This is a genomic window from Singulisphaera sp. GP187 (assembly GCF_900129635.1).
GTDB lineage: Bacteria > Planctomycetota > Planctomycetia > Isosphaerales > Isosphaeraceae > Singulisphaera.
Genome location: NZ_FSRB01000001.1, coordinates 982300 through 1003467 on the forward strand (window position 1 = coordinate 982300; position 21168 = coordinate 1003467).

The 21168-nt window shown below is 62.5% G+C and carries 17 protein-coding genes; 9 read left to right on the top strand and 8 right to left on the bottom strand.

Annotated features, from left to right (window positions below; all coding sequences use genetic code 11):
* Nucleotides 1-149: 149 nt before the first annotated feature.
* Both BUS42_RS03900 and BUS42_RS03905 read right to left on the bottom strand, forming a co-directional pair.
* A complete protein-coding gene (locus BUS42_RS03900; RefSeq protein WP_074310657.1) occupies nt 150-764 on the bottom strand; it encodes a hypothetical protein in 615 nt (204 codons plus the stop codon).
* Between the two features lie 785 nt (nt 765-1549).
* Nucleotides 1550-3457, bottom strand: coding sequence for a S1/P1 nuclease (locus BUS42_RS03905; protein ID WP_254053287.1), 1908 nt, complete (start codon nt 3455-3457; stop codon nt 1550-1552).
* A 578-nt stretch (nt 3458-4035) separates the two neighbouring features.
* On the opposite strand from BUS42_RS03905, the gene BUS42_RS03910 reads away from it, so the two are divergent.
* Nucleotides 4036-5301 (top strand): hypothetical protein, encoded by a 1266-nt coding sequence (locus tag BUS42_RS03910; protein WP_143206233.1) that lies wholly within the window; start codon nt 4036-4038, stop codon nt 5299-5301.
* A gap of 98 nt (nt 5302-5399) precedes the next feature.
* Nucleotides 5400-6185 carry a cytidine/deoxycytidylate deaminase family protein gene (locus BUS42_RS03915; protein WP_074305433.1) on the top strand — a complete coding sequence of 262 codons (786 nt, stop codon included), beginning with the start codon at nt 5400-5402 and terminating at the stop codon, nt 6183-6185.
* A 92-nt stretch (nt 6186-6277) separates the two neighbouring features.
* On the opposite strand, the gene BUS42_RS03920 is transcribed toward BUS42_RS03915, so the two are convergent.
* Complete coding sequence (locus tag BUS42_RS03920) at nt 6278-6979, bottom strand: metallophosphoesterase family protein (RefSeq protein ID WP_074305435.1); 702 nt, start codon at nt 6977-6979, stop codon at nt 6278-6280.
* A 137-nt stretch (nt 6980-7116) separates the two neighbouring features.
* Between BUS42_RS03920 and BUS42_RS03925 the strand changes: the two genes are divergently transcribed.
* The 4 genes from BUS42_RS03925 (at nt 7117) to BUS42_RS03940 (ending at nt 12505) form a co-directional block, all read left to right on the top strand.
* Nucleotides 7117-7614: a DinB family protein gene (locus BUS42_RS03925; protein ID WP_074305437.1), complete on the top strand. Its 498-nt coding sequence runs from the start codon at nt 7117-7119 to the stop codon at nt 7612-7614.
* 457 nt (nt 7615-8071) lie between these two features.
* Complete coding sequence (gene rsfS / locus BUS42_RS03930) at nt 8072-8701, top strand: ribosome silencing factor (RefSeq protein ID WP_074305439.1); 630 nt, start codon at nt 8072-8074, stop codon at nt 8699-8701.
* Between the two features lie 146 nt (nt 8702-8847).
* Nucleotides 8848-10566 (top strand): arginine--tRNA ligase, encoded by a 1719-nt coding sequence (gene argS, locus BUS42_RS03935; protein ID WP_074305441.1) that lies wholly within the window; start codon nt 8848-8850, stop codon nt 10564-10566.
* A 79-nt stretch (nt 10567-10645) separates the two neighbouring features.
* Nucleotides 10646-12505, top strand: coding sequence for a c-type cytochrome (locus BUS42_RS03940; RefSeq protein ID WP_074310659.1), 1860 nt, complete (start codon nt 10646-10648; stop codon nt 12503-12505).
* A 62-nt stretch (nt 12506-12567) separates the two neighbouring features.
* Here the strand turns inward: BUS42_RS03940 and BUS42_RS03945 are convergent, their stop codons facing one another.
* Together BUS42_RS03945 and BUS42_RS03950 are read right to left on the bottom strand one after the other, a co-directional pair.
* Nucleotides 12568-13701, bottom strand: a complete 1134-nt coding sequence (locus BUS42_RS03945) for an ATP-grasp domain-containing protein (protein ID WP_074310661.1) — start codon at nt 13699-13701, stop codon at nt 12568-12570.
* A 92-nt stretch (nt 13702-13793) separates the two neighbouring features.
* Nucleotides 13794-14132 (bottom strand): DUF6370 family protein, encoded by a 339-nt coding sequence (locus BUS42_RS03950; RefSeq protein WP_074305443.1) that lies wholly within the window; start codon nt 14130-14132, stop codon nt 13794-13796.
* A gap of 283 nt (nt 14133-14415) precedes the next feature.
* Here BUS42_RS03950 and fae point away from each other — a divergent pair, with 283 nt between their 5' ends.
* The 3 genes from fae to BUS42_RS03965 all read left to right on the top strand — a co-directional run bounded on the left by fae (nt 14416) and on the right by BUS42_RS03965 (nt 16899).
* Nucleotides 14416-14907, top strand: a complete 492-nt coding sequence (gene fae / locus BUS42_RS03955; protein ID WP_173878262.1) for a formaldehyde-activating enzyme — start codon at nt 14416-14418, stop codon at nt 14905-14907.
* Between the two features lie 89 nt (nt 14908-14996).
* Nucleotides 14997-15899, top strand: coding sequence for an NAD(P)-dependent methylenetetrahydromethanopterin dehydrogenase (locus tag BUS42_RS03960; protein ID WP_074305447.1), 903 nt, complete (start codon nt 14997-14999; stop codon nt 15897-15899).
* 4 nt (nt 15900-15903) lie between these two features.
* Nucleotides 15904-16899 carry a DUF1464 family protein gene (locus BUS42_RS03965; protein ID WP_074305449.1) on the top strand — a complete coding sequence of 332 codons (996 nt, stop codon included), beginning with the start codon at nt 15904-15906 and terminating at the stop codon, nt 16897-16899.
* Nucleotides 16900-17410: 511 nt separating this feature from the next.
* Here the strand turns inward: BUS42_RS03965 and BUS42_RS03970 are convergent.
* The 3 genes from BUS42_RS03970 to BUS42_RS03980 all read right to left on the bottom strand — a co-directional run bounded on the left by BUS42_RS03970 (nt 17411) and on the right by BUS42_RS03980 (nt 21126).
* Entirely contained in the window at nt 17411-17773 is a 363-nt protein-coding gene (locus BUS42_RS03970; protein WP_074305451.1) for a 4a-hydroxytetrahydrobiopterin dehydratase, read from the bottom strand.
* A 176-nt stretch (nt 17774-17949) separates the two neighbouring features.
* Nucleotides 17950-19461, bottom strand: coding sequence for an efflux RND transporter periplasmic adaptor subunit (locus BUS42_RS03975; RefSeq protein ID WP_074310663.1), 1512 nt, complete (start codon nt 19459-19461; stop codon nt 17950-17952).
* A 597-nt stretch (nt 19462-20058) separates the two neighbouring features.
* Entirely contained in the window at nt 20059-21126 is a 1068-nt protein-coding gene (locus BUS42_RS03980) for a hypothetical protein (RefSeq protein WP_074305452.1), read from the bottom strand.
* Nucleotides 21127-21168 lie beyond the last annotated feature (42 nt).

The following is a 21168-nucleotide window of genomic DNA, read 5'->3' on the forward strand; positions in this document are numbered from 1 at the left end:
AACGCCGTACGATCCCAAGGGATCGGTTGCCTCACCAACTTGATAATACATCCAGAGCCTTGGATTGTCCAGGGATATTCACGCGAATCGGAACAATTGGCGGCCGTATCCTGATATTGGCCGGTTCCAGGCGCCCGCATTTTTTTTGGTCAGGATCGGCCGCGACGGTCCCGAGTGCGGCGTCGCCCCGCTTCCTCGAGGACGACCATGTGGTCGACGAACGCGCAGTGGCGGGCGGGCAGGACCCCGATCAGGTCCTGGAGCCGGTCATAGGAGATCATCAACTCTTCAATGCCCGTTGCCAGGCTGTCGAGGTGTTCGTCGATGGTGTCTTCGGAGTGGCTGACCAAGGCGCCATGGATGGCTCCAAGCAGCCAACCCGCATCGAATTGCAGTTCCCCGGAGAGGCGGGCGAAGCGGACCCGGTTGATTTCGGGCGTCTCGGGGCCGAAATCGTCGTCGGCGAGGTCGCTGTTGGCCTCGGGGCTCTCGCTCTCGACCTCAATGCTCTGGAGAAAGTCATCATAACGGCGCGGGCGGCCCGCCGATTCGAGCAAGGTGTCGTACGCGTTCATCACGTCGTCGAGGTTTCTGGCCACGTCCCGCAGGGTTTCCGCGGCACTCCTGAGATCCCGCGGCGTTTCCTCCCCCGCCGGGCCGAGTTCCACGATGGTCTGGGGAATGGCCGTCTCGATGGTGGCTTCAAGATGCCCAGCCCACGAGTGGAGATTTCTGAGGTGGCTCTCGTACAAGGTTCGGTCCACGGTCTTCCCCTTTGCTGTTGCGGGATCTGAATTGATCGAGGTATTTGACGCCGAGCCTGCGGCCGACCGAACGAGGTGCGATCGATGCCCCCCCTCGATCCTCGTCCCAGCCGAACTCCCGTACCAGATCGATCCGTCCAACCAGCCGTTTTCGAGGCGATTTTCGACCGTTGCTCGGAATTGCGCTCGGGATCCCGACCCAATTCCGTTCGTGTTGACATGACCTCCCTTTTTATTAGACCCGGAACCAACCGGCTCGCCAAGTCCCTCGGCATCAACGCGCTCGTGGCCTTCGATTCGCCGATCACCATCGAGTCCAAGGACCCAGGCCCGACTTCGGAGATTCCACGAGTCCGCGGGCGTCCCACTCTCCCACCGCATTTCCGAAGCGGGCGGGGTGACAGCGGTCCCAGGAACCCGAATCCGGCGAAACGGCCCCGATCCTTGACTCCTTGTGGTCCAGACGTCTGCAGAATTATCTTATCTCCGAGCGTCGAACCCGTTAGGGCGTCGCTCGCGAGGGGGAACCCGAGCGGCTGAGTTTCTCGGCCTCAAGCCACCTCGAATGAGGCTTGATTGAGGCCTGATGCGACCCCGCTCAGTCGGGTCCACCCGTTCATGATCCGATTGGGTCGAAATGGCGAGATCAACTCGGCCGATGGGCGGCGGCGAACGCCCCGCCCGTACGGTCGTCCGCGGCCGAGGACGGACAACCCCGCGGTCGGCGTTGCAGGTGCCAGCCGCGGGGAAGTCCCTTTTTCCGAGACTGTCGTCACGTTGCCGGATCATTTCTGGAGGATGCATGAAATGGGCAGGTGGTCCGAAAAGCCGGTAGGATGAAATTCATTGCCCGAGTACGATCGATTCGGCCGAGGGATCGACGTGCCGGCGGGGTCGAAGAGTTGCGAGTCCAGGACGATCGCGGGACTGGTCGAGCCCGCGACCAATTGGAAGCCGGCCTGATCGAGCAGGCCTGGCGAGACGATGAGGTGGTCGAAGACCTGCCAGTGGTTCTGGAAGACGATCGTGCCGCGATCCGGGTCCTCGCCGATCGGTGCCATGGCGTCGAACAAGGCTGATGTCGGAAGGCAGGTCGGGCTCCCCAACGCCTTCAAGGTCGTCTTCACGGATTTGTCGCCCGACTCGTCATTCAGGTCGCCCACGATGACGAAATCGGCGTCGGCCCGGCCCGCGAGGATCACGTCCACTCGCCCTCGTAGCGTCGAAGCGGCCTTGAGCCGTTGCGATTCGTCGTTGCCCCGTGAAGGCCAGTGGTTGACGAACACGAACAGGGGAGTGCCGTCGCGATCGAACTCCGCCTCGACGATGTCACGGGTGGGCTTGCCGGGCGCCAGGTCGACGTTGTGAAACGTCGCGCCCGTCAATTTTAGTACCTCGGCGTCATAGATCAGTGCGCAGTCGATGCCACGGTCACTGGGTGAATCCTTGTGGACGATCTCGAAGTGCCGTCCCGTGGATTCGAGCTTCGCGACCAGCGCCTCGACCACCGCGCGATTCTCGACTTCAGCGAGTCCGAGGATGTCGGGACCCGCGTTGTTGTTCATGCCACTGATGACCCGGGCCAGGTTGTTCAGCTTGATCTCGAGCCGCTCGTTCGTCCACTGTTTGGGGCCCGAGGGAGTGAATTCTTCGTCCCCAGCCACGGACGGGTCGTCGACGGTGTCGAATAAGTTCTCGGTGTTCCAGAACCCGACCAGTAACCGCGCTGTCGGGGCCGATGCGGTTTCAAGCCTCGAACCTGCCGACGTCAATGAGGCGACCACGTCCGCGATCCGGTAGCCCGCCAGGACGCAGCGACGCTCGGCGACGACCTTCGACTTGGCGGCATAGTCGGCTGGTAGCAATTTGCCGTTGGACCCGTCGGTGCTTCCCTGGAGGGTCCCATCGAGATAGGTGGCCGTCTTCGCCAACGCGAAGCTCTCGACGCTGGCCCAATGGGCGAAGTCCTTCTCGGCCAGTTCGGGGAAATCTGCGGGCGCGTGCCCGGGGCGGTTCGTCAGCAAGATCGACTCGTTGCGGACGGTTTGGAAGTTCGGCGAGCCGAGGATCAGCCCGTCCCAGAATTGATGGAGGCTGATCGTGTTCCCCCCCGCGGCGGCTCGGATGTAGAATCGCGTGCCGCCCCGGTCCCCCACGGGCTCAGGGAACTGGGCAGTGACGAGCTTCACGGAGTGGAGGGGTTGATGGATGTCGCCCACAAGATGGAAGATCCAGCAGAGTGCCTCGGCCTTCTCGGCGTCGGAACTCGCGCTGGCAAACGCCTCGCGATTCGCCTTGTATCCGGAGAGGATGTTCTCACCGCCCGGGATGGCAGGGACCGTCGTATCCCCGGGGCGGAACGGGATATTGATGAAGTGCCGCTCGCGATGGGTGACGCCGGGAGGCCCTTGCATATCGTCCGGCCAGCGGGCCGCTTGCATGAAGAGGAATTGATCTCGATCGTCGCCGACCAGGCCGAGATTATCCATACGGGTCTTCCACGCGGGGAAATCCGGATGCTTTTTCAGGATCTCGATGGCCCGGGACAAGGCGCCCGGACTCGTTCTCTTCAATTCGCGGTAGGCGATCGCTCCCGTTACCATGTGCCCCGCCTTGTTCCAGGCGAGTGTCGGCCTGGAGGGCGCCACCAGGAACAAGGTCGCCATGATTGCGGCGGACCAGCGATTCCTCATCGATTGACTCGCTTTCTGCTTCGTTTTATTAATAAGCGTGGTGCAAGCCGTATGTCGTAAATAAAACGTTCTCATATTGCGGGTTCGCGTGCAAGTGGAGACCGCAGAGGATCAGCCAGGTGGAAGCCGCGAGCCGAAGCGGAGACTCAATTGAGGCCACCCTCGGTAGGATTCGTCAATGACTTGATTGGGCACTTGTAAGCGGTAATCAGTCTGGTTATTCTTTGATTCAATTAAGGGGACCAACGTCCTGGACAATCACGTTTTCTCCGGCCTGACGGCGAAATACGCGGGAAGGGAGCTGTACGGCGATGAATTGGCATGGATCGTCGCTCTTATGTTCGGTGGTAATGATCGCTTCTTTTGGTGTCGTTGCCGAGGCTCAAGAGCAGCCCCCGTCCGCGGAACGCCATTTTCGCGAGTCGATTACCCGGCAACGAGCGACCTCGGTGGCGGCGGGGACGGTTGCAGGTCCGCGCTTTCTGAGTTACGATCCCGTGTTTCCACCGCCGGAGGGGGAGACCGGCCTTTTTTCTCTGAGTCAAAATTATCCCTCTTCATATGACACGGATTCGCCCGTGCCATGGGCGGAAATCGATTTTCGCGTCAACTGGTCGGCCTATCTTAAAGAGGTCTTGAAATATTGCCTGGAAGGCAATACCGAGGTGGATTTTCAGGGCGACAAGGCGGCCCCTCGCAAGTGGTATCACGCCCCTTGGTTGCACGATGATTCGGTGGACGGTTCGGTGAAAGGGAAGACGCGGGGCGGGCGAGAATTTCGCCACGGTCTGACGCGCGAGCGTCGCACTCGCCCCAAAGAGGTTCATCCTTCGCAGAGCGCCACCCGCCTCCACCAGAACTGGGCCGTCAGCCTCTACAACGATCGCGGAGGTTACACGATTGGGAAGGTCTGGCTCACGCCCGACGGCTTCCCCGACCCGAGTCGGGCGACCTTTCCGGATCACACCGTGAGCTTCAAGCTCCTCTTCTCCGCGGCACCGATCGCGGAGGTCCCCTTCCTTGAAGGGGCGAAGGAATGGACTGCGAATATCGCCCCGGACGAAGACGCTCACCCGCCGACGCGAGTCGACACGGTCGTTCGATTGCTCCAGATCGACGTCGCGGTCAAGGATCCACGGGTGGCCTCGGGGTCGGGGTGGATCTTCGGAACCTTTATCTACGACGCCTCCCAAGCGGGTCCGTCGGTGTGGGACAAGATGGTGCCGGTCGGGGCGATTTGGGGCGATGATTCGCACGAGAAGCGGCTGATCGATCGAGACGGAAGTTTCTCCAACCCCTATTTGAAGCAATCTGCGCTCAATCCCGCACTGATCGAGCCGGCAGCCGGTACCGATTGGGGGAACCGGGCCTATCTTCGTCACTTCGGTCTCGGGGGGCGACTGAACGGGCCGGTCGACAATCCGGCGTCATCGTGCATCTCGTGTCATGGGCGAGCCGGGACCTTGGGGGACAACCTCCCCCTGAACCTCGACAGTGGTTATCCGATCCCGACCGTCGCGGGCAGTGAAGCAGCGTCGAATCTGGGCAAGAAGGAGGTCCAGATCGCCGAGTTCGACGCTTTCTTCCGGCCAATCCGCCCAGGGAGTCACTTCGAGAAGTTTAAGGGCCCGGACGGGAAAGATCGCCAGTTCGTCACCGTTGACTATTCGTTGCAACTCGCGCAGGGCATCCGGAACTTCTACCAGAACCTCCGCGTGTCACAGGCCCCCCTGAGAAAACTGACCCGAGCGGGCGTCCTGACCGAGAGCGTCGCTCGCGACTTACCCGAGCGCAAGTCGCTGCCCCAGGTCTCACGCGGCGAGGACGAGGTCGACCAAAATTGAATCGGCCGGCTCCGGTTGCGCAGCGCGAATAATCAAGTGTAACTTTGTCACGGGCCGACCCAGCCAAGGCCGCGCGGGTCGGTCCCCAAGGAGATTTCATGAGTTCCTTGTTTCAAATTGAGCGGGATTGCATCGCAACGCTCGGATTGCTGACGTCGAACTACATCCGGTTCGACCCGGAAGTCCGCAAGGGGGCCGTCGTTACCCACGTGCGCGGCTACAACGTGCACACGTTGGTCGTCGACAACATTGACGGGGAAGTCCTCTCGCTCGAACAGAATCGGATCCATCAGGACGAGAATCCCCTGCAACATGGGGAGCAGGTTGCGATCCGCTCAGCGATCGAGAGGGTCAAGGCGAAGCGGCCACGTCAAGTTGGCGTTGCCGTCGAGGCCTATTATAAATCATCGATGTTTATGGCAGCAGGATCAACACCAGAAGACTTTTTGAACAGTGGGTGCACCCTATACAACACGTTCGACCCGTGCGGCATGTGCGCGGTAACGCTGTTGGCCTGCTACATGAAGCGGATTGCCTACGTATTTGCGGATAAAAAGCACTCGGCCGTCTACGATGCGATGCGCGAATACTTCAAGGGGCGCGAGTCGATCAAGGAGCCGGTTGCCCTGTCTGAGAAATCGGACGAGGCCAGTTTTGTAGCCAGGGCCTCGAAGCTCATCCGTGACTTGCAAGTGCGGGTGACTGCCCTGGAAGAGGCCGGGACCCCGCTCGTGCAGACCCTCGACGCCTGCTATGAGCCGCTCAAGGCCGCGGCCCAACTGTTGATTGGCACCTCCGTCGATGACCTGGCGTCCGCGGGCGTGGATCGCGATCGCAACGCAAAGACCTTGCTGGACATCAAGCGACGTTGCAACTCGCTCTGAACCGAGTCGGATCCATGCCGGGGTGTTGTGCGATCTCCGCTTTTGAAAAAATTGGGAATTAAAAATAAATATTGGCGTGTTTGAATTAACTATCATTTTAATGAAGAGCAGCGGGTCTCCTGAGTCTGCTTGGCCTGAACCAGTTTGCCGCTTCGGACTTCCAGGGCAGACAGCCAACCTCCCCTGCTACAGTCCGTGTCGATCACCTTCATGAAGCCCAGGTCTAACGGTTGTCCACTGCGTTGCGGGGTGTGACCTGCGATGACTGACTTGTTTGAATTGTGGGGCCTCATCCGATGGGGGGTCACGGACTCCCACCGTAGAATGGCGTCGGAAGCCTGGTCAGGCATCGACATATCGTGGTTGTAGGAAGCGTGCACAAAGATGAATTGGTTCGTCTCGAAGTAGGGACGACCACTACGAAGGAATCGAAGGTGGTCGCTCGGGATGTCTTCGGGGCCGCTTCCCTGGGCGTAGGAATCGAGCGTTTGCTGCCCGCCAAATTTGAGCCAACCGTGAAGTTCCGATCGAGATTCCAGCGCGTTGAAGAGCATCTCCTCGTGATTCCCACGAAGGAGGATCAAGTGGCATCGGCCTGCCAGGTCGATGAGCGACTCAACGCATCCTTTACTATCAGGGCCCCGGTCGATCACGTCGCCGAGGACAACGATCGTGTCGTCGGCTTGAGGGTTGATGGCGTCGAGCAGGGTCTTCAGGGCCACACTGCACCCATGGATGTCTCCGATCGCGATGAGTCGACCGAGCGTTCTGGGTTCCCTTTCCGTTTCCGACATGAGAGTTGTCCCGTTCGCGGCGTACCTGTTTCTGGAATTCGTCGAGAACATTCCGACGGCCGCTGGTGTCCCAAGGACTGAGATCGAGGGAAGTTTGCCTCGACGCGTACGTTCCTCGGTAGACAGAGGAAGTGTCGATGTCCGTTACGACCGAACTGGTCCGGCGCCTCTTCGGCTACATGCAGTGGGCCGACGAGGCGATGCTGGCGGCTTCGAGCACCGTGCCGGACCGTGAGTATCACCTCCGTCGGGGGTTTTCGCACGGGTCGATCCACGGGCTGCTCGTGCATGGGATGGCGGCCCAGGAAGTCTGGCTCCAGCGGTGGCGGGGGGACGGCCAGGCGGCGATCGAGGGGGAGGCCCGGTATCCGACTCGGAGTGACCTCGTGGGGCACTGGCCCAAGGTCCATTCGAGCCTGTCGACGTTTCTCGAGAGCCAGACCGATGAATCGTTGCAGACCACGGTGACCGCTCAGAATACCTACGGAGAATGGTTCTCTCTTCCCCTGGGCGACACCATGATCCACGTTGTCGACCACGCCACCTATCATCGAGGTCAGATCAACTCGATGATCAAGATCGCGGGCGGAACGCCGACCGCACCGTATTTTCAACGGTATCTGGCCCGTTCGTGAGACTCGATTCCCCGGCGTGAAATGCTCTCGTTCGCCACGACCTCATCGATTGGGGCCAGTCGAGGCGTGCGTCAAGCCGGCCTCGGTTTCGGGAGGTGGGGTGTGTCGTCGCTCCACGTTGTCGGTAGAAATTCGAGATTGGGGCATCTGGGGCGATTGCCCTGCCGCACACACCGCGGTTCCTCAGGGGGGGGACCACCGGATTGGCGATTGGCGATTACTCGGAGCGCTTTTCGGAAAATTGAGTCGACAATTTCTGCGATAGGCATTGCGTTTGTATGTGGGTAGACTGTATGAGCGTTCCCTGAACCTGGAGCATTCCAAGCGTGTCCGGCTCTGATGACGCTGGGTCGGGTGTCTGACACGCGAGCGTTCAACTGCTGAAAACTCGGGGAATACCTGGGGTGGGACATGAACCGCCTCCGTTTCCCTGTCTCCCCGGACGAGCTGAGCTGCGATGGCCGATATCAACGACACCGAGGTTTCTCCGCCGACGAACGACGACCAAGCGGCCCCCGATCCCGAACTGAAGCCTCGACGTCCCGACCACGAACCGCAAGATGATGTCCCGTTCAATGCCGCGGGACGGAGCCAGCCCGATCGGATGGCCCGCGCTCTCGAGCACGCCCGGATCTGTGCCCGGATTGCCGACGACAATCGGGCCAAAGATATCATGGTGCTCGACCTTCGCCAGGCGACACCCCTGGTCGATTTCTTTGTGATCGCCACCGCCAGCTCACGGCGGCAGAGCAATGCGATCGCCACCGAGATCGACCAGGAAATGAAGCGGCTGAAAGACTTCAAGCTCGGGCTCGAAGGGTCGGAAGAAGGGCGATGGGTCCTGGTCGACTATGGCGACTTCGTCGTCCACGTCTTCTCGGGAGAGGCCCGTACCTACTACGGCCTCGAAGATATCTGGGGAGATGCCCCGCGCCTCGACTGGCAAGACCCCGACCGCGTTCGCCCCGCGCCTCGGTCCAGGGGCAAGCTGGAAACCGCTCCCGAAGCCAAAGCCGAATCCATGCCGGAAGCGGATCTCGGGACCGGAACCGAGGCCGCGACCGATCAGGTCGAGGAAACCCTCTGACCGCCGTTGCGCGGTTCGCGAGGCTCGACTTTTCATCGAGAACCAGGGAGACTGGCCCGTCTCTCTCGTGTTCTCCTTGAGAGCGCCGGGCTCGGTGTGCGCCTCACCCTCAAGACCCTCTTTTTTTTCGGCCAGAACCCAAGATCATGAACGTCCTCGAACGTCTCCGCCAGTCCTTCGCCACCGCCACACCCGAAGGGGGAGACCCGGCCTCGTTTGCGGCCGCCGTCCGTCCGAGTACCGACTCCAAGTTCGGCGACTATCAGGCCAACGGCTGCATGGCCCTGGCCAAGGCGCTTCAGAAGAACCCGCGGGAGTTGGCGAACCGGGTGGCGGAGACGGTCGATCTGGCCCCGCTCGCCGAGCCCCCTGAAGTGGCCGGCCCCGGCTTCCTCAACGTCCGGCTCGTCGACTCTTGGGTGGCCCAAACGCTCGAAACGCTGATCGCCGACGAGGCGCTCGGCATTGCGCCGCCGGCCCGGCCCAAGACGGTCGTCGTGGACTATTCCTCGCCGAACGTCGCCAAGCCGATGCACGTCGGGCACATCCGCTCCACTGTAATCGGCGAGAGCCTGGCGCGGATCTTTGCGGCGCTGGGTCATCAGGTGATTCGGGACAACCACCTGGGTGACTGGGGTTCGCAGTTCGGGATGATCCTCTGGGGCTGGAAGAACCATCGCGACGAGGTCGCGTTCGCCGCGCATCCCGTGGCCGAGCTGGCCCGGCTCTATCGGCTCGCCCAGGCGAAGATCAAGGCCAAGGAACCGAGCGTCGAGGACGCCACGCGCGTTGAGACCGCCAAGCTGCACGCCGGCGATGCCGAGAATCGCGCCCTCTGGGAGCGGTTCATGCCCTACTGCCTGGCCGCCCTGAAGGACGTTTACGACCGCCTCGGCGTCAAGTTCGACGTCGAGCTCGGCGAGAGCTTTTACGACTCGATGCTTGCCGGCGTGGTCGCGGACCTCGAGTCGAAGGGAATCGCGCAGGTCAGCGAAGGGGCCACGGTCGTCTTCGTCGAAGGGACCAAGGCCCCCTTGATCGTTCGCAAGAGCGACGGGGCGTATAACTACGCGACGACCGACCTGGCGACGATCAAGTACCGCGAGGAGACCTGGAAGCCCGACGAAGTCCTCTACGTCGTCGACCATCGCCAAGGGGATCACTTCAAGCTTCTGTTCGCCGTGGCCCGGCGCTGGGGCTATGAGCGGACCGATCTCGAGCACGTCGCCTTCGGCACCATCCTCGGTACCGACCGGAAGCCGTTCAAGACCCGCGATGGCGACGTCGTCGGCCTGGAGTCGCTGCTCGACGAGGGGGTCGCCGAAGCCTTGAAGGTGGTGCAAGAGATCAGCCCGGACCTCGAACCCGAGCAGCACCAACGGGTTGCGGAAGTTGTGGGCTTGGGGTCGATCAAGTATGCCGACCTCTCCCAGAACCGGCAGAGCGACTACGTGTTCGACTGGAAAAAAATGCTGGCCATGAACGGGAACACCGGCGCTTACCTCCAGTATGCGTACGCCCGGATCCAGAGCATTTTCCGCAAAGGCGAGATCACCCCGGAGTCGATTCGCCTCCAGCGTCCGACGATCGCCCTCAGCCATCCCGCCGAGCGTGCCTTGGGTGTCCGCTTGCTCCGGCTCCCCGAGACGCTCGAACTGGCCGCCCTGGAACTCAAGCCGAACATCCTGACCGACTACCTATTTGACCTGGCCAACGCCTTCAGCTCCTTCTTCGAGGAGTGCCCGGTCCTGAAGGCGGAGTCGACCGAACGCCGCAATAGCCGGCTGGCCCTGGCCGACATCACGGCGAGGACCTTGAAATTCGGACTCGACTTGCTTGGAATCGAGGTTGTCGACCGAATGTAACGGCGCTGTCGAGCGGACCCCGCCGATCGGCGAGGTCCGTCGCCCTCCCATTTTTTTGGGATTCTTGCGGAGCGTCTCGATGAAGAACCGCCCTCGCGTCCGGATGGGACTGGCCTCGGCCCTGGCCTTGGTCGCCCTCGTGCTGCTGACGTATGTGCCGTTCGCGATGTCGGACGACCCGCCGAAACCCACCTCGGGGGAGGAACCCCATCGCTCACCGATCGCCCTGGCGCTCTCGACGGATGGGACCAGGATTCTGACGGCCAACCAGACCTCGGGCACGGTCTCGCTGGTGGACACCGCGGCCGGCCGGGTTCTGGCCGAGGTCGCCACAGGGGACAAGCCGGCCGGGGTCGCGCTGGCGAAGGACGGACGGCGCGGAGCAGTCACCCACTGGTACGGTTACGACCTGGCGGTGCTCGAAGTGGGCTCCGAGAAGCTCGAGGTCGTCGGTCGGGTTGCGGTCGGGCCTGAACCACGCGGGGTTGTAATCGGCGACGACGGCAAAACCGCGTATGTGGCGGTCGGGGTCAGTAATGAGGTGGTTCGTGTCGACCTCGACGCCCGCGAAGTGACCGGACGCCTGGCGGTCGGTCGCGAACCGCGCGGGCTGGCACTCTCGCCCGACGGAACCCACTTGCTCGTCGGGAACACGCGGTCGCAGAGCCTCTCCTTGATCTCCCTCGGCTCGTGGACGGTCGAGCGGACGTTTCCGATCAAGGGAGACAACCTCAGGCAGGTCACTTTCAGCGGCGATGGTTCGACGGGTTATGTGGCCAACCTGCGGAACAAAGGGTTCGCCACCACGCGCAATAATATCGATCTGGGTTGGGTGCTCGGCCAGTGCCTGACACGGGTCAGGATCGACGACTCCGAGCCCTTTGCCACGCTGACGCTCGATGCACAGGGCAGGGCCGCCGCCGACGTCTATGGCGCGGCGGCCGGTCGCGATGGCCAATATCTCGCGGTCAGTTGCGGCGGGACCCACGAGGTCATGATTTTCCGGACCGACCTGGCGAAGCTCCCTTGGAGGTCGTTGAGCTCGCGCGACATGATCGATCCCTCGCTCCTCAAAAACGACGGCCGGTTCCGCCGTGTCGCGGTTGGGGGCCGTCCCACCGAGCTCGCGTTCGCGGCGGATGGCAAGACGCTCTACGTGGCCAACTATCTCGATGATTCGATCCAGGTCGTCGACGCGGTGAGTGCCAAGCTGACCCACACCATTCCTCTGGGGGGTCCCAAGGAACTGTCGCTGGTCCGCCGCGGTGAAATCCTGTTTCACGCGGCCGAACGCTCGTTCAACCAGTGGTACAGTTGCAGCACCTGCCACCCTGACGGTCATACCAACGGCCTCGACTTCGACACGCTCAACGATGGCCGCCAAGATCTGAGCACCGCGCACCTGCGCAGTCGCAAGAAAGTGCCGACCCTCCGACGGGTCAGCGAGACGGGCCCTTGGACCTGGCACGGCTGGCAGAAGAGCCTCGAGGATGCCACGATCGAGTCGTTCACCAAGAGCATGCAAGGCCCGAGGCCGGCCGACGACGAGGTCAAGGCATTGGTCGCCTACTTGAACACTCTTGAATTTCCGCGCAATCCGTTTCGCAATCCCGATGGCAGCCTTTCGCCCGAAGCCCAGCGCGGCGAGGCGATCTTCCGCTCGTCCAAGACCGCCTGCACCAAGTGCCATTCCGGACCCGAGTTGACGGACGGTAAGATCCACATCGTCGGTCTGGAGGAACGGGACGATGCCTATGAAGGGTACAACCCTCCGTCGCTCCGAGGCGTCTATGACAAGGATCCGTTCTTGCACGACGGCCGGTCCAAAACCCTCCGCGATGCGCTGACCGACCCGCATAGCCCGGAAATCGTCTCGGCCCTGGGTACGCTCAGCGAGAGCGAGACCGACGACCTGATCGCCTACCTCAAGAGCCTTTAAGAGCCGGTGCAAGCCGCCGCCTTATCATGTCTTGTGGACCAAGATGGTGGGCCTTGTCCACTCTACAAAAGGGCTTTTGTGAGTAAGCGCCGTTCCCAGCGTGCGCGTCGACGCTCGAGCCGGGCGAGGCAGGCTTCCACATGATCGGCATGCTCGATGAGGGTCGCAATCGGTTCTCCCGGTTCGAACCTGACTCCGGGCTGCGGCCGGTCGCCGAGTGCTGGGATCGCGAAGACGTCTTTGGCGGCGGGCCGATGCCGGGATGTAGGGGGGAAGTGGCACTGGCCCGGGGCGAACAGGATCAACTTGCCCACGGCCCGGCGCGGTCGTGGCGTCGGGGCGGGGACGATCGCGGGGGCCGCGGGGTCGAAGACGGAGCGATGGGCGGAGAGCAGGGACGCGCCGAGGGCCAGTTCGAGCACCTCGACTGAGGCGGTATAACGCGGGTTGATCTCCACGGGCCAGGGGTGGCCGTCGGCCAGGATGAAGTCGACGCCGAACAGCCCGCGCAAGCCGAACGTTTTCGCGAGCAAGGCGCCGAGGGTCTCGATCCGGGTCTCCTCGGCCGCGGTAACGGGCCAAGGCCCTACGCTTCCCACGTAGGCAAAGTCGGCCCCGGGATATCCGAGGAGTTGGCGGGTGACACCGGCCAAGTGGACTTCGGCGGCTCTTCCGATAAACATGGCCGAAAGATTGAGACCCCTGATCCGTTCTTGATAGAAGCAGGGCCAGGCAGGGCGGTTCGTCTTCTGGGTGAGGCGCTGAATCCGCATTCCCCCGGCCGAGGCGATCGGCTTGACCAGCCAACTGCTGTCGCGGGGCAGGCCTTCGGCATTCGACTGGACGGCGGGGCAGGGGAGTCCGGCTCGGCGCAACGCCGCCGACCATGCGAACGGATCGCGCACGGCGCGAAGGACCGTTCCGGTATTACCCCAAAGGGGCCGCCGCGTGGCGATCCGATCGATCAGGTCGGGGTCGTTTTCGAGCGCCCCGGTATAGATCCAGGGGCCAGGAGGCGATTCGAGGGCGAGCTCCGCCAGACGGTTGGGATAGTCTTCGGGAGCAATCTGCCGCGCGGCGCAGAGGGAGGTCAAATCGGCATCGGCGAAGAGGTCGATCCCGCGCGGTTGAAGCTGAGCGCGACGCGCCGAGAACGCGGCCGCTCGGGCGCTGGCGCCAAGGATGAGGAGGTCCAAAGTAAAAAAAAAGGGAAAAAGAAATAGGAAAGAGGAGTGAGTGATCCCAGCGGGCGAGTTCCGCCCGCCAGGATCGCGTTGGCCGCAGTCAATCAATCAGCGGCTTCGATCTTCGTGGCGGTGAGGACCTTCTTGCCTTCCTCTTCCTTCACGGTGCCGGTGGCCTTGACCTTGACGGGGGCATCCTTGGTCGCGCCACAGATGCTCAGGCTCTGGTGCGCCTTGTTGCTCTCAGCGTTCTTGGCGAGGTAGTAGGTGACCTTCTTGCCCTTTTCTTCCGTCGTGATCGTGTTCTGGCACTTGGGCGTCTCTTTCAACGCGCACTTGGCACAGACGGCATCACCGGTGATGGTGACTTCCTCGGCGGCCCAGGCGAGGGTCAGACCCGAGAACAGAACGGCCACGGCCAGCAGCGGAAACGTTTTGCGCATCGTTGGTCTCCATAAAGCGGAACAAGGGAAGGGCGACCGCCCGCGGTCGCCGAAACGGAGCAGCACCGTTACGTGCGTGACGGGTTATTGAAACAGTTCATACATCGGCGGACAAGCTTTTTTTTCAATTGCTTAACAAATGGAGGGGGTTGCGGTTGACGCCTGGGCTGTTATGATTCGGGGCCATGGATTCGGTTGTCACGGTGCCAAGCTGATTGGTTTTTGGACAACCCCTCAATTATTTCAGACACAGAAGCGGAGTGCAGACCCCATGGCCAGCGATTTGACGATGAACATTGGTGAAGCCCTGGTCGGCGAAGGTAATGAGATCGCACATATCGACTTGTTGATCGGCACCAAGACCGGTCCCGTGGGAGCGGCCTTCGCCAGCGCCTTGGCCAACCAGTCGGCCGGCCACACCAATCTCCTCGCCGTGCTGACCCCCAACCTGCTCGCCAAGCCCGCCACGGTGCTGATCACCAAGGTCACCATCAAGGGCATGAAGCAGGCCGTGCAGATGTTCGGCCCCGCCCAGTACGCGGTTGCCAAGGCCGTGGCCGACTGCGTCGCCGAGGGAACCATCCCCAGCGCCGAGGCCGAGAACCTCGTCATCGTCTGCGGCGTCTTCATCCACCCCGCCGCCGAAGACAACGCCAAGATCCTCAAGTTCAACTACGAGGCGACCAAGCTCTCCATCGAGCGCGCCATGAAGAATCTGCCGGCGATCGGCGAGATCACGGCTCAGAAGGATATCGTCAAGCACCCGTTTGCCTGACCATCGAGTCGAAGCCAGGCCCCGTTCGTCCCCACTCAACGGGGGGCGGTGCCTGGCTCGTACCTTTGGACAGAGGATCGCCCACGCCGATGCCTACTTCCACCTCCTCACCCACCGCCACACCCAAGCCTTCCATCCTGATCCAACTCGATAGCGACCCCCAACCGAGCGTCTTCGACGGTGTCGTGGCGGTTGACTCGGGAGTGGACCATCTGTTCCGCCATGGCGGGGTTCAGCCCGACGCGGTGCGCGACCTGGTCTATGGGGCCCTGTTCACGCGCGGACCGGCCGACCTGCGGCGGACCGCGATCTTCGTGGGCGGGTCGAGCGTCGTGATCGGTGAGGCGATCTTGAAAGAGGTCACCAAGACCTTCTTCGCCAATTTCCGGGTCTCCGTTCTGTTTGACGCCAACGGTTGCAACACGACGGCGGCCGCGGCCGTCCTGGCCGCCCTGGAAGGGGCGGGCGGATCCTTGAACGGCGTGACCACGGCCGTTCTGGGCGGCACCGGTCCGGTCGGTCAGCGGGTGGCGCGGCTGTTCGGCCGACTGGGCGCCAAGGTGGCCCTCGGCTCGAGACGGCTCGATCGGGCACAAGCGACGGTGGAAATGCTCGGGCAGGCGAACAGCGGTCAGTTCACCCCCTTTTCCACGTCGGATGAAGACACACTGGCGAACGGACTCGCCGGTGTTCAGATCGTGGTGGCCGCGGGGGCCGCGGGGGCGACGCTCCTGCCGGAGCAGGTCCGCCGCTCACTGCCTCACCTGAAAGTGGCCATCGACCTCAACGCGGTCCCGCCGCTGGGGATCGAAGGGATTTCGGCGACCGACAAAGGGGTCGACCGTGGCGGCGTGCGTGCCTGGGGAGCGCTTGGGGTCGGCGGCACCAAGATGAAGATCCACAAGAAAGCACTCCAGGAACTGTTCACGACTAACGACAAGGTCCTCGACGCCGAGGAGATTCTCGAACTCGGTCGGTCGACCTTGGGGTGAGCGCGTGGTCCGTGTCGTCGGCACCGATCCCGGCACCAGCAGCCTCGACCTTCTCTTGTTGGCCGACGGCGCGGTGGTCGGTCAGGAACGTCTGAGCCCGGGGGCGCTCCAGCGCGATCCCGAAGCGCTCGTCTCGGTGCTCCGCGACTGGTTGCCGATCGACCTGATCGCCGGTCCTTCAGGCTACGGACTCCCGCTGGTTCGCGCGGCGGACCTGACCGACCGCGACTTCGAGGAGATGTCGCTCGTCCGGCCCGACCAACGCGGTATCGACGCGGGTGTCGTTGGCTTTCGCTCCTGGGTGCGCGCCTTGGCGGCGTCGGGCTTGCCCGTCCTCTTTCTGCCGGGAGGCGTCCACCTTCCCTCGATCCCGGCGCATCGCAAGCTCAACACCATCGATCTGGGAACCGCCGACAAGGTCGCCGTGACCGCGCTGGCCCTTCAGGCCGATGCCGCGGAGCGTGGTGCGGCTTTCTCCGAATCGACCTTTGCCGTGGTCGAGCTCGGTTCGGCCTTCTCGGCCGTGATGATCGTCTCTCAAGGCCGGCTCGTCGACGCCGCGGCGGGGACCCGCGGACCGATCGGTGTCCGTTCCGGCGGTTGCTGGGACGGCGAGGTCGCCTACTGGTGCTCGCCGCTCACCAAGGACCGACTCTTCCGGGGCGGTCTGATCGACCTCGGCCCCGAAGGTCCTGACGCCTTTCGCGAGTCCCTGACCAAACATGTCGCGGGCCTGAAGGCCGTCACCCCGTTCGACCGGATCTACCTCTCAGGCGCCTCGGCCGACCGGCCCGAACTCGCGGCGCTGGCCCACGCTGCACTCGAGCCCCTCGGCGCCGTGATCCCGCTCCGCTCGCTGCCGGGAGCCTGGGTCAAGCACGCGGCCCAAGGCGCCGCGCTCCTCGCCGACGGCCTGGCGGGCGGCCGTCATGCCGGACTCGTGGCCTCGCTCGAACTGGCGGGGGCGTCGGGCACGGTCTGGGACGGCTTGCGAGGCTAAGTCATCGCAGTCTTCCGTGGGCGGGCACTTGGCTTGTGATGCGATCATCTCTCCTTTCGCAGCCCCGAAGGGGATACAAAATAGACACTATCGTCACGAGACCGGGTTTTCCGCCCGGTTCTGTCAACCCGGTGCCGTTGCCACAGTGTCAAAAGCGCCGATCGATGCGAAGGCCCACAGACAGGGAGCTGACGCTCCCCGCTCGCCTTCCAGGCGAGCGAAATCCCTTGAGCCACGATCGGTGCCGTCCCTTGGTCGTTGGTCTTCGCTCGCCTTCCAAAGGCGAGCGGGGAGCGTCAGCTCCCTGTCTTCCGACGGATGAAGAGCCCCCGGTAATGTGGCGACAGTCTCGCGAAGGTCAGGTGTCGTTACGTCACCGTGCTTTCCGTCAGGATCCATCAACCCGATGCCGTCGCTAGAGTATTGCAAAATCCGTGCATTACTTTCCGGATTCGCCGTAAATCTAGTAATGTTTTGAAAAAAACAGGTGAAACCGTGTTTCGTTATGGAATTATTTGCTATGCACAAACTTGTTGGGCGTCCCTTCCAGCGGGCCGCCTGGTTCGGGGCGCCAGAGAACGGTGTCTTCAATCTTGCGAGCGAGGGCGAAGTCCTTGTCGGTGATCCCGCCCGCCGAGTGGGTTTTCAGCTTGCACCATACCTTGCCCCAGGTGACCGAGAGGTCGGCGTGATGCCAGGCGGCTTCGCAGAGGTAGCCGATCGCGTTGACCAGCATCAAGGTCGTGGGCCAACCATCCGTGGAATATTTCCGCCGGAGCCAGCCGTCTTCGAGAGTCCACCCGGTGAGACCGTTTTCTTTGATCTTCGCTTCCACTTCCTCATCGGTGTAAGGTTTGGGTTTCTCGGTGGACATGGATGGTTTCCTAAAAAAAGAGAAACGACGACGGCCATCGCGCGGCTCGGAAGACGAGACGACAACGATGGCGTCGATTCTGATCAAACAGGCCGGCGCCCTCGGGATCAAGGGAGGAGCGCCTGGTTTGCCTGTTGTTGGTCTGACCTTGAGCCGGGTTGGCTCAGTTCCGCCGCTCAGTGAGTAACCGTCGCCACGGGGACTTCGGCGTGGACGATCGGCTCGGGTTCGGCCTGGGTCGGGGCAGGGGAGGCGGAGGCAGTTGAGGTGCTGAGTTCGGACATGAGATCAGCGTCGATGGTCGAGGGGTCGAGGACGACCTGCTCGCCTTCGCTGAGCCCTTCGGTCACTTCGAGGCGATCGTGCGACGCCTGGCCCAGCTTGACCTCGCGGCGCTCGAGGTTGTTGTTGCCATCGGTGACGTAGCAAACGTCCGTCCCGTTTTCGACGGTCATCGCCTGGGAGGGGATGGTCAAGACGTCGGGTCGATGGACGGTCGAAATCTCGACCTCGGCGGTCATTCCCGGCAAGAGGCCGCGGGGGATGTTGTCGAGCTTGATCTGTCCGACGTAGTAGGTGACCTCGCTGAAGAAGTTTCGCGTCGGCAGCGCGGCGATCGAGACGACGTGCCCCTCGAGATGATTATTGGGCAGGCCCTCGACCCGAATCTTGGTGCGCATCCCGTCGTGGACTTTCTGAACGATCGACTCATGCAGGAGCGCTTTGACTTCCATCTGCGCCAGGTCGGGCAAGTAAAACAGGGTCTGGTTCTGGCGGACGGCGATTCCAGGCTCGATGACGAAGTTGCGGTACGGGTCGTTCGCGTAGATCAAGAAGCCGTCGTGAGGGGCCCGGATCGTACAATGCTTCACCTGAAGCTCGAATTGTTCCAGGCTATCAACGTGGCGCGTCAGCCGGTCGGTCTGATATTCGTAGTTCCTCTTGGTCGAGGCGACTTGATTATCGAGCTGACGGAGCGTGCCCGGTACCTCATAACGCTCGAAAACCTTCAAGCCGAGCAGCGACTGCTCGAGGTTGAAGGTTTGCCGACTGAGTGTAACCTCATCGTTTGAAACCTGTCCAATCGAAACATATCCCTTTTTGTGCATCCGCCGAGACCAGGCCAATCGATCGGCGGTCCGCTCCAGATCCGACTTGGCCAGGGCGATTTGACCGTTCAGCGATTTCTGCGTCTGAAGCAAGATCCCTTGGCGGTACTGGGTGATCGCCATCTCGGCGACCTCGTAGTTGAGTTTCGCCTGAAGATGGTCGGATCGGGCTCGCTCGACGGTCATCTTTTGTTGGCGAACCAGTTCCTCATAGTCTGAGGAGTCGAGCTCGCAGAGGATCTCGTCTTTCTTGACCAACGTCCCGGCGGGCACCACCGACAAGATCGTCGAGGCACCGCTGGTCACCAGGCTCATCCCGCGGACGCCGGCGGAGAGACTCTTCAGCTCGCAATCGATGTTTGTCTGGTTCGAGCTGCCGACGGTTCCCCCGGCCGTGACCGATCCCCAGAGATCCGTGCGACGGACGGTTGCGGTCGACAGCCGCTCGAGGGCAGGCCGCTGTCGTTGCTTCAGTGAGTGGCAGACGCGCGGGAACACGAAGCCCAGAGCCACCAGCGCGGCGAGCAACCCAACCCCACCGACCCAGCGGTTCCGCCACCGTCTCGTCTGCCTCTGCATCGAGGAACCTCCTCCACCGCGGCTCGTCACCACGAAACCTGGTTCGAATTCGGCCCGGGCTCCCGGAACCACGTCGATCCTGACTCTCGTCCACTGATCATGGACGCAGACTTCCTTGCCACCTGAGTCACGCTCAACGAGATCAATCGCCAAGGAAGTCGGACTTCCGCGCCCGTCACGCGGCCCTCAAGGCCGAGCGCGACTCTCGAGGATGGCGCTTCGCACAATGTTGTCTTATTGTAAAACATAGGTTGGGCAGCGGCAAGGGATCTCGGCACGGATGACAACAGTCAGGGCAGGCAAGTCGCAAGGGGAAAAAGCTCAAGGTCGGGGGGGGATTCTTGGTTGGATGAAGGCTCGCGGGTTGGCAGAGAACGAAATCGTGAGTTTCACACGGGAGGGATCAGCAGGCGGTTCATTCGGTTCAATTAATAACCCATCCTCACGGACTTGTCCAGCGCGCGAGGCCACCTTTCCCTAGAGGATCGACCGTGGCTCGGACAATCGTGAGGAACGAGTTGAATTGAGTTCCTCACGTTGTCGACCGGGAGCCGGTTGGCAACCCTCGTCGCTTTGGGGAGTGTGGTGGTGGAGTCCTCAAGGCATGCGTTTCTTTTCCGGGAGCGCCACGGGCTTTGCCTCGTGGTCGTCTTCTTCCTTCTCGACGACGCCGGCCACTTGACCTCGGTCGTTGATGCAGGTGGCGGCGGTGAAGAAGGGGCCTCCTTCATCGATCAGGTGCAATCGGCCGTTCCTGGAGGCGAAGGCTTTCGGCCCGATCTTCGAGCCATGCGGGCCGTCGACCATCCCGACCACGACCCCGTCGTTATTCACTGCGCTGGCTTCGGAACGTACGTAGCCGTCGGGTTTCTCCAGTGGCTTGATGCCCTGCTCACGGGTCCAGACGACGGCGTGCGTCATGCCATCCGCGGTGAAGCGCACCCCAGCCACAGTGCCTGCGTTGTTGATGGCGCGTGGGACGAGAGAACCGGCGTCTCCGATGACTTCACGCGTCCATTCGCCGGCCGGGCTTTGCGTCCAGAGGCAGGGAACGACACCATCGACGGCCGTGACCAACGTTCCGTCGTCGCTTATGGCGACGACGTTGGATCCGAGCCGATTCTCGTGGGACAAGGCGGTTCCGTTCCAATGGTCGCCGTCGCGATCCCAGACGCAGGCGCGCAGTCGGTTCTCTCCCAGGGTATAGCCACTGATGCGTCGGCCGTCACTCGAGACGTCGGTTGCGAACGAGGCGACGTCGTCTTTGAGCGCTCCCAGTCCAATAATCCCGCGACTGGCCTCCCAGACGAAGGCCTGATTCCGCAAGGGGACGCGAACCCCGGGGGGGGCGGGCTTGCTCACCCGGCCCACCACCAGGCCCTCGTCGCTCACGGCCGCGGGGAACGTGGCGGTGTAGCCCTTGAGGAGCGGCAGGTAGGTGATTTGCCGCCCCTTCGCATAAAAAGGGGCTTGATCGAGGACGCCGGGGCGTTCCTTGTCCTCGAGCCACTCGAAGCCGACGACATCCCCGCGAGCATTGATGCCCGTGGCGATGATGCCGTCGTCCTTGATGGAGAGGACCTGATAGGTCTTGGCCGGCTCGTCCGCCTGAACGGACGAGGCCAGACCCATCAGGCCAAATGCGAGCCAACGGAAACGACGCATGTTGATTCCCCACTCTCAACGGTTCTGCCCCGGCATGCCCCT